General features: G+C 72.1%; 8 protein-coding genes. 6 read left to right on the plus strand and 2 right to left on the minus strand.

All coding sequences use genetic code 11. The features are described 5' to 3' along the window. The first annotated feature begins 75 nt into the window (after positions 1–75). From FNX44_RS20090 to FNX44_RS20100, 3 genes are all read left to right on the plus strand, one after another. The gene (locus tag FNX44_RS20090) at positions 76–1,860 is read left to right on the plus strand and encodes a DEAD/DEAH box helicase (RefSeq protein ID WP_143649848.1); all 1,785 of its coding nucleotides are present in this window, start codon (positions 76–78) and stop codon (positions 1,858–1,860) included. Between the two features lie 309 nt (positions 1,861–2,169). Continuing rightward, a complete protein-coding gene (locus FNX44_RS20095; RefSeq protein WP_143649849.1) occupies positions 2,170–2,898 on the plus strand; it encodes an IclR family transcriptional regulator in 729 nt (242 codons plus the stop codon). 88 nt (positions 2,899–2,986) lie between these two features. Continuing rightward, positions 2,987–3,787, plus strand: coding sequence for a S16 family serine protease (locus FNX44_RS20100; RefSeq protein WP_143649851.1), 801 nt, complete (start codon positions 2,987–2,989; stop codon positions 3,785–3,787). 19 nt (positions 3,788–3,806) lie between these two features. On the opposite strand, the gene FNX44_RS20105 is transcribed toward FNX44_RS20100, so the two are convergent. Further along, a complete protein-coding gene (locus FNX44_RS20105) occupies positions 3,807–4,313 on the minus strand; it encodes an Lrp/AsnC family transcriptional regulator (protein WP_143649853.1) in 507 nt (168 codons plus the stop codon). 141 nt (positions 4,314–4,454) lie between these two features. On the opposite strand from FNX44_RS20105, the gene hppD reads away from it, so the two are divergent. Both hppD and FNX44_RS20115 read left to right on the plus strand, forming a co-directional pair. Next, on the plus strand, positions 4,455–5,600 hold the full coding sequence (hppD, locus tag FNX44_RS20110; protein ID WP_143649855.1) for a 4-hydroxyphenylpyruvate dioxygenase: 1,146 nt from the start codon (positions 4,455–4,457) through the stop codon (positions 5,598–5,600). A 149-nt stretch (positions 5,601–5,749) separates the two neighbouring features. Continuing rightward, positions 5,750–7,117, plus strand: coding sequence for an FAD-binding oxidoreductase (locus FNX44_RS20115; RefSeq protein ID WP_143649856.1), 1,368 nt, complete (start codon positions 5,750–5,752; stop codon positions 7,115–7,117). Positions 7,118–7,146: 29 nt separating this feature from the next. On the opposite strand, the gene FNX44_RS20120 is transcribed toward FNX44_RS20115, so the two are convergent. After that, positions 7,147–7,626: an SsgA family sporulation/cell division regulator gene (locus FNX44_RS20120; protein ID WP_143649858.1), complete on the minus strand. Its 480-nt coding sequence runs from the start codon at positions 7,624–7,626 to the stop codon at positions 7,147–7,149. A gap of 352 nt (positions 7,627–7,978) precedes the next feature. On the opposite strand from FNX44_RS20120, the gene FNX44_RS20125 reads away from it, so the two are divergent. Continuing rightward, a partial coding sequence (locus FNX44_RS20125) for a DUF2510 domain-containing protein (protein WP_143649860.1) occupies positions 7,979–8,183 on the plus strand: 205 nt, incomplete at its 3' end.

Here is an 8,183-nt window from a genome sequence, read left to right on the forward strand (position 1 = left end):
CGGTTGCCCGGGGTCGGGGGTGGGGGCCGGTAGGCTGACGCGGTTGTCGTAGCCGAGACCTGCCCCGCGGAGACCGTGAGTACCACCACCTCGCACCATCTGTCCCCGGCGTTCCCCGGCCGCGCTCCCTGGGGAACGGCCAGCAAGCTGCGTGCCTGGCAGCAGGCCGCGATGGAGTTGTACCTCCAGAAGCAGCCGCGTGACTTCCTGGCCGTGGCGACGCCCGGCGCCGGTAAGACGACGTTCGCGCTGACGCTGGCGTCGTGGCTGCTGCACCACCACGTCGTGCAGCAGGTGACCGTGGTGGCCCCGACCGAGCATCTGAAGAAGCAGTGGGCCGAGGCCGCCGCCCGGATAGGGATCAGGCTGGACCCGGAATACAGCGCGGGCCCGGTGGGCCGCGAGTACCACGGGGTGGCGGTGACGTACGCCGGTGTCGGCGTGCGGCCGATGCTGCACCGGAACCGGTGCGAGCAGCGGAAGACGCTGGTCATCCTGGACGAGATCCACCACGCCGGCGACACCCGCTCCTGGGGCGAGGCGTGCTTCGAGGCGTTCGACCCGGCGACGCGCAGGCTCGCACTGACCGGTACGCCGTTCCGGTCCGACACCAACCCGATCCCGTTCGTGAGCTACGCGGAGGACGGCGAGGGCATCCGCCGCTCGGTGGCCGACTACACCTACGGATACGGCAGCGCGCTGGCCGACGGTGTCGTGCGCCCGGTGATCTTCCTGTCGTACAGCGGCAACATGCGGTGGCGTACCAAGGCCGGCGACGAGATCGAGGCCAAGCTCGGCGAGCCGATGACAAAGGACGCGATCTCCCAGGCATGGCGCACCGCGCTGGACGCGCGCGGCGAGTGGATGCCCAGCGTGCTGCGGGCGGCGGACCGGCGGCTGACGGAGGTGCGCAAGGCGATACCCGACGCCGGGGCCCTGGTCATCGCCGCCGACCAGGACTCGGCGCGCGCCTACGCCAAGCTGATCCGGGAGATCACCGGGCGGGCGGCGACCGTTGTCCTCTCGGACGACCCCGGCGCCTCCAAGCGCATCGAGGAGTTCAGCGACTCCGACGACCGCTGGATGGTGGCCGTGCGGATGGTGTCGGAAGGCGTGGACGTGCCGCGGCTGGCCGTCGGCGTGTACGCGACGACGATCTCGACGCCGCTGTTCTTCGCGCAGGCCGTCGGCCGCTTCGTGCGGTCCCGGCGGCGCGGCGAGACGGCGTCGGTGTTCCTGCCGACGATCCCGATGCTGCTGGGTTTCGCGCACGAGATGGAGGTCGAGCGGGACCACGTGCTCGACAAGCCGAAGAAGGGCGGCGACGACGACCCGTACGCCGAGGAGGCCGACCTGCTGAAGGAGGCCGAGCGGCAGCAGGACGAGGACACCGGTGAGCAGGACCAACTCCCCTTCGAGGCACTGGAGTCGGACGCGGTCTTCGACCGCGTGATGTACGACGGCGCCGAGTTCGGCATGCAGGCGCACCCGGGCAGCGAGGAGGAGCAGGACTACCTCGGCATCCCCGGACTGCTGGAGCCCGACCAGGTGCAGATGCTGCTCCAGAAGCGGCAGGCGAAGCAGATCGCGCACAGCAGGAAGCGCCCGGACGCCGAGGCCGACCTCCCGGAGATCCCCGCAGAGCGGCGGCCGGTCGTCACCCACAAGGAGCTGCTGGAGCTGCGGCGGCAGCTCAACACGATGGTCGGCGCGTACGTGCACCAGAGCGGCAAGCCGCACGGCGTGATCCACACCGAGCTGCGCCGGGTGTGCGGCGGCCCGCCGGCGGCCGAGGCGACGGCCGGGCAGCTGCGGCAGCGCATCGCCAAGGTGCAGGAGTGGGCGACCCGGATGCGTTGAGCGGGGGGCCTGTCCGCGGATCGGAGCGGCCCGTGTGCGCCCCTCCGCGCCGGGAGTTTCCCGGCAATCGGCGCGTGGGGCCGCAATTCGCCGTCGGGCTCTCGCCCGGATTCTGGACGGAGTCTTCCGGTAAGCGGAGCGCGCCGCTAGGTTTCGGACACGCACACGCCCCGTGGCAGCGCCGCCCCGGAGCGCAGCCGGTACGACCTGACAGCGCCGACCGGTGGCCTCCCGGTACGCCCTGCGCGCGGGACAGCAGCAGCGACGAGCTTACGTCGGAGGCCGCCACTCACCCGAGGAGGGGGCGTCGTGACCGCGGAGACTTCTCAGACGCTCGACCGGGGACTACGCGTCCTCAAGCTGCTCGCCGACACCGACCACGGACTGACCGTCACCGAACTGTCCCACCGGCTCGGTGTCAACCGGACCGTCATCTACCGACTGCTGGCCACCCTGGAACAGCACGCGCTGATACGCCGCGACCTGGGCGGCCGCGCCCGGGTGGGCCTCGGCGTGCTGCGGCTGGGACGGCAGGTCCACCCGCTGGTGCGCGAGGCCGCGCTGCCGGCGCTCCGCTCGCTCGCCGAGGAGGTAGGCGCGACGGCGCACCTGACCCTCGTGGACGGCCAGGAGGCGCTGGCCGTCGCCGTCGTCGAGCCGAGCTGGACTGACTACCACGTCGCCTACCGCACCGGTTTCCGGCATCCGCTGGACCGGGGCGCGGCGGGGCGGGCGATCCTCGCCGGTCGGCAGCGCGAACTGGAGCCGGCCGGTGCCGAGCCGGCCGTCGGCATGTCGGTGTCGCGCAACGGCTACGGCGACTCGGCGGTGCCCACCGAGGAGCTGCTGACGGACGGCGGCTTTGTGCTGACCCACGGGGAGCTGGAGGCCGGCGCCAGTGGCGCGGCGGCGCCGCTGCTCGGGGTGAGCGGGATCGAGGGCAGCGTGGGTGTGGTGATGTTGTCCGAATCCGTACCCGAGCGAATCGGCCACCGGGTGGTGGCGGCGGCCCGCGAGGTGTCGGACGCCCTGCGCTGAGCATGGCCACCCCGCGCTGAGCGGCGTCGCGGCCACGGCGCGGCGCCCCTGGCCACCGTGGCGGCGGTGGGTGTTCTAGATTGCTGGGGTGAGCTCTCGCCCCGCGCCTCCTCGCCGTACCGTCCTCGCGCTGTGTGCCGTTCCGGTGGCCGGCCTGCTGGCGGTGGCCGCGCTGGCGCCGCTGCCGTTCGCCGTGGCCCAGCCCGGTGTCACGGCCGACGTGCTCGGCGAGCACCGCGGCGAACCGGTCATCACGGTCAGTGGCCGGGAGACGGCCGAGCGCGGCGCGGACGGCAGGCTGCTGATGACCACGATCGCCGCGACGACGCCGGAGACCCCGGTCAGGCTCGCGGACGTGGTCTCCGGCTGGTTCGCGCGGGACCGCGCGGTGATGCCGAAGGAGGCCGTCTACCCGACCGGGAACTCCCCGGCGGAGATCCGGCGGCACAACGCGGCGCAGATGGAGAAGTCACAGAACGCGGCGGTGAGCGCGGCGCTGCGTCAGCTCCGCCTCTCCACGGACGACGTCGACGTCGAGCTGCGCCTGGAGGACATCGGCGGGCCGAGCGCCGGCCTGCTGTTCGCTCTGGGGCTGGTGGAGACGTTGGACGGCGACGGCCGTGGCGGCGAGCTGACCGGCGGGCGGGTGATCGCCGGGACCGGCACGATCCGGGCCGACGGCACGGTCGGGCCGGTCGGCGGGGTGCCGCTGAAGACGCAGGCCGCGCGGCGCGACGGCGCGACGGTGTTCCTCGTGCCGGAGGCCGAGTGCGCCGCGGCGAAGGCCGAGCGGCCCGACGGGCTGCGGCTCGTCCCGGTCCGCACGCTGAAGGGTGCGATCGACGCGCTGAAGGCGCTCGGTGACGGCGGCCGGGTCCCGAGCTGCTGAGTTCCGCTCGAACCGGCCTTCAGCGGTCGTCGCCCGCGGGCGGAGCTTCCGGCGGCTGGGAGATGCCCGCCGCCTGCCGGACGAGCGGGATGATCCGCAGCGGGACCGGGTTCTCCATCACGATCGCGGTGGACGCCCGCACGATCCCGGCGAAGCCGACGACCCGGTCGATGACGCGTTGCAGGTCGGCGTTGGAGCGGGCGACGAGGCGGCACAGCATGTCGCCGTGCCCGGTGATGGTGTGCAGCTCCAGCACCTCCGGCACGGTCGCCAGATGGGCCCGGACATCCTGCCCCTGACCCTGTTTGATCTCCAGCGTCGCGAACGCGGTGACGGGGTAGCCGAGCGCCGCCGGGTCCACCTCCGGGCCGAAACCCCGGATCACCCCGGACGACTGCAGCCGGTCGAGCCGGGCCTGTACCGTTCCCCTGGCGACGCCAAGCCGCCGGGAGGCCTCCAGCACGCCGACGCGCGGCTCCTCGGCGAGCAGTTGGATCAGTCGTCCGTCCAGTCGGTCCACGCCCACGCGCGGCTCCCTTCTCCATGGCACACCGTGCGGTGGTCATCATGTACAGATGGACCGACGATACCGCCAGACCACTGGACGGATTGTCCAATGGAAATCGAAACTATTGCGCATCATGCGGTTCGGCGGGAACCTGCGGCCATGACTGAGCCGAACACCCCCACCCTCCAGACCCCCCGCCAGGACGACCCCTTCCCGGTGAAGGGCATGGACGCGGTCGTCTTCGCCGTGGGCAACGCCAAGCAGGCCGCGCACTACTACTCGACCGCCTTCGGGATGAAGCTCGTCGCCTACTCCGGGCCGGAGAACGGCAACCGGGAGACCGCCAGCTACGTGCTGGAGTCCGGCGCGGCGCGCTTTGTCCTCACCTCGGTCATCAAGGCGAGCACCGACTGGGGCCGCTTCCTCGTCGAGCACGTCGCCGCGCACGGTGACGGCGTCGTCGACCTCGCCATCGAGGTGCCGGACGCCCGCAAGGCCTACGCGCACGCCGTCGAGCACGGTGCCACCGGGCTGACCGAGCCGTACGAGCTGAAGGACGAGCACGGCACCGTCGTGGTGGCGCAGATCGCCACCTACGGCGAGACCCGCCACACCCTCGTCGACCGCTCCGGCTACGACGGCCCCTACCTGCCGGGCTACGTCGCCGCCGAGCCGATCGTGGCGCCGCCCGCCAAGCGCACGTTCCAGGCGATCGACCACTGCGTGGGCAACGTCGAGCTGGGCAAGATGAACGAGTGGGTCGGTTTCTACAACCGGGTCATGGGCTTCACCAACATGAAGGAGTTCGTCGGCGACGACATCGCCACCGAGTACTCGGCGCTCATGTCGAAGGTGGTCGCGGACGGCACCAAGAAGGTGAAGTTCCCGATCAACGAGCCGGCCATCGCCAAGAAGAAGTCGCAGATCGACGAGTACCTGGAGTTCTACGGCGGTCCCGGCGTCCAGCACATCGCGCTCGCCACGAACGACATCGTCTCCACCGTCCGCAGCATGCGCGCCGCCGGCGTGCGGTTCCTCGACGTGCCGGACACCTACTACGACACACTCGGCGAGTGGGTCGGCGACACCCGGGTGCCGATCGACGAGCTGCGCGAGCTCAAGATCCTCGCCGACCGCGACGAGGACGGCTACCTGCTCCAGATCTTCACCAAGCCGGTGCAGGACCGGCCGACGGTCTTCTTCGAGATGATCGAGCGGCACGGCTCGATGGGCTTCGGCAAGGGCAACTTCAAGGCGCTCTTCGAGGCCATCGAGCGCGAGCAGGAGCGCCGCGGCAACCTCTGAGCCCCGACGAGCTCCGCCGTTCTTCAACCGGCCCCGGTGGGACGCCAGTTCCCCCGGGGCCGCACGGCCGCCGCGGGGCCGGGGCCGAGTTGTCCACAGGCGCGGGTCGTGTGTTGTCGGGCGGGCCCGGCGGTGCCAGGCTTGGGCGCATGGCGGACCTGATCGAGCGGTTGCTGGACGGACTCCCGGCCGACGCGGTGCTCACCGACCCCGACGTCACCCGTGCCTACGCCGGTGACATGGCGGGCTTCTGCCCGCCCGGCGAGCCGGCCGTGGTCGTCCTGCCCAGAACGGTCGAGCAGGTCCAGCACGTCATGCGCACCGCGACCGCCACCCGCACGCCCGTCGTGCCGCAGGGGGCCCGTACCGGGCTGTCCGGCGGGGCCAACGCCTCCGACGGCTGCATAGTGCTGTCGCTGCTGCGGATGGACCGCATCCTGGAGGTCGACCCGGTCGAACGCATCGCCGTCGTCGAACCGGGCGTGGTCAACGCGGCGCTCTCGCGGGCCGTGGCCGAGCACGGCCTGTGCTATCCGCCCGACCCCTCCAGCTGGGAGCAGTGCACGATCGGAGGCAACATCGGCACCGCCTCCGGCGGGCTGTGCTGCGTCAAGTACGGGGTCACCGCCGAGTACGTCCTGGGCCTGGAGGTCGTCCTGGCCGACGGGCGGCTGCTCCACACCGGCCGCCGCACCGCCAAGGGCGTCGCCGGATACGACCTCACCCGGCTGTTCGTGGGCTCCGAGGGCAGCCTGGGAGTGGTGGTCAAGGCCGTGCTCGCGCTGCGCCCCCGGCCGCCGCGGACGCTCGTGCTGGCCGCCGAGTTCCCCTCCGCGCGGGCCGCCGGCGACGCCGTCTGCCGCATTATGGCCGACGGACACACCCCGGCCGTACTGGAACTGATGGACCGCACGACGCTGCGGGCCGTCAACGACCTCACCCGGATGGGCCTGCCCGAGACCACCGAGGCCCTGCTGCTCGCCGGGTTCGACACCGCCGACCCGGCGGGCGACCTGCGGGCCGTCGCCCTGCTCTGCGAGGCGGCCGGCGCCGTGGAGGTGGTACCGGCCGAGGACGCCGCCGAGTCCGAGCTGCTGATGAAGGCCAGGCGTTCGGCGCTGGTCGCCCTGGAGGCGGTCAAGGGCACGACGATGATCGACGACGTGTGCGTGCCGCGCGCCCGGCTCGCCGACATGCTGGACGGCGTCGCCGCCATCGCGGAACGCCACGGGCTGACCATCGGCGTGTGCGCGCACGCCGGGGACGGCAACACCCACCCCACCGTCTGCTTCGACGCGGCCGACCCCGAGGAGTCCGCCCGGGCCCGGTTGTCGTTCGACGAGATCATGGCGCTCGGCCTCGAACTCGGCGGCACCATCACCGGCGAACACGGCGTCGGTGTGCTGAAGAAGGAGTGGCTGGCCCGGGAGATCGGTCCGGTCGGGATCGAACTCCAGCGAGGGGTGAAGGAGGTGTTCGACCCGCTCGGACTGCTCAACCCGGGCAAGCTCTTCTGACCGGCACCTCGGCACCGTCGCGGGGGCCGTCACGCACCGGGCTCGCCGGGCTCGTCCGTCGGCCGGCCGTCGAAGGGGAACGGGTCCTCTCCGCCGCCGGCCGGGGCGAGCAGCGCCGCCAGGCCCTCGTCGATGCCCAGCTCGGACGCCTCGTCGCCGGGGGCCAGCACGCGGAGCGTCCGCTCCAGCCACGCCGCCAGCGGCACCGAGGGCGCCTCCACCAGGGCCTCGCCGTCGGGGGAGTTCAGAGCCAGGCAGATCACGTTCCGCCCCTTCACCTTCGTCGGCCACACCCGCACGTCGCCGTGCCCGCAGGGCCGGAACACCCCCTCCACCAACAGCTCCCGGGCGAACGTCCAGTGCACCGGCTGCGGTGTGTCGATGTGGAAGGACACGTGCACGGCGTACGGGTCGCCGGTGCGGTAGGTGAAGCGTGCCGGCAGGCCGACGCTGCGGTCCCGCGTGACCACCAGCCGCAGTTCCATCTCACGTTCGATGACGGTCTCCATCGTGGGCATCCTCTCTCCCGGTCGGGTCTCGCACAGATGGAGAGAGGACCGGTCGCGGATCATTACGCGGGTTTCGCAGGAATTTCTCGCTCCACTTTTCGGGCGGCGGCCGGAGCGGCTCCGAGCGCGACGAACCGCACGTCGGGGCGGGGCGGCGCGGGCCGTGGCGCGGTGCGGTGCGGCGTACCCGGCGGCTGTCGGAAGCGGAAGCCAGGACTCCGGAAGGCCGGAAGACACGGCGGACCGGGCGCCGGGCGGCGGCATTCTGGTAGATGTTGACCCCGCAGCCGTGATGCGCTGGCATCCGGCAGCGAAGCACACCCTGTGGCCAAGTAGATACGGGACCGGACTGATGAGCGCGCCTCCCTCAGGATCTGCCAACGGCAGCACCACCGCGGGTTATTACCCCGATCCGTCCATCCCGGGATATATCCGCTACTGGGATGGTTCGGCCTGGGTCCCGGGAACCAGCCGTCCCGCGCCGGCCGCCGGCGAACCCATGCCGGAGCCGCCGCCCGGCGTCGCGGCGGCAGCGCCCACCCCGCCCGGTCCGGCGG

The organism is Streptomyces alkaliterrae, from assembly GCF_007097205.2.
In the GTDB taxonomy this organism is placed as follows: domain Bacteria; phylum Actinomycetota; class Actinomycetes; order Streptomycetales; family Streptomycetaceae; genus Streptomyces; species Streptomyces alkaliterrae.

Bases quoted from the DNA above. Each gene is read 5' to 3' on its own strand.
- hppD (WP_143649855.1), top strand. From the start codon at position 4,455: ATGACTGAGCCGAACACCCCCACCCTCCAGACCCCCCGCCAGGACGAC.
- FNX44_RS20115 (WP_143649856.1), top strand. From the start codon at position 5,750: ATGGCGGACCTGATCGAGCGGTTGCTGGACGGACTCCCGGCCGACGCG.
- FNX44_RS20120 (WP_143649858.1), bottom strand. From the start codon at position 7,626: ATGGAGACCGTCATCGAACGTGAGATGGAACTGCGGCTGGTGGTCACG.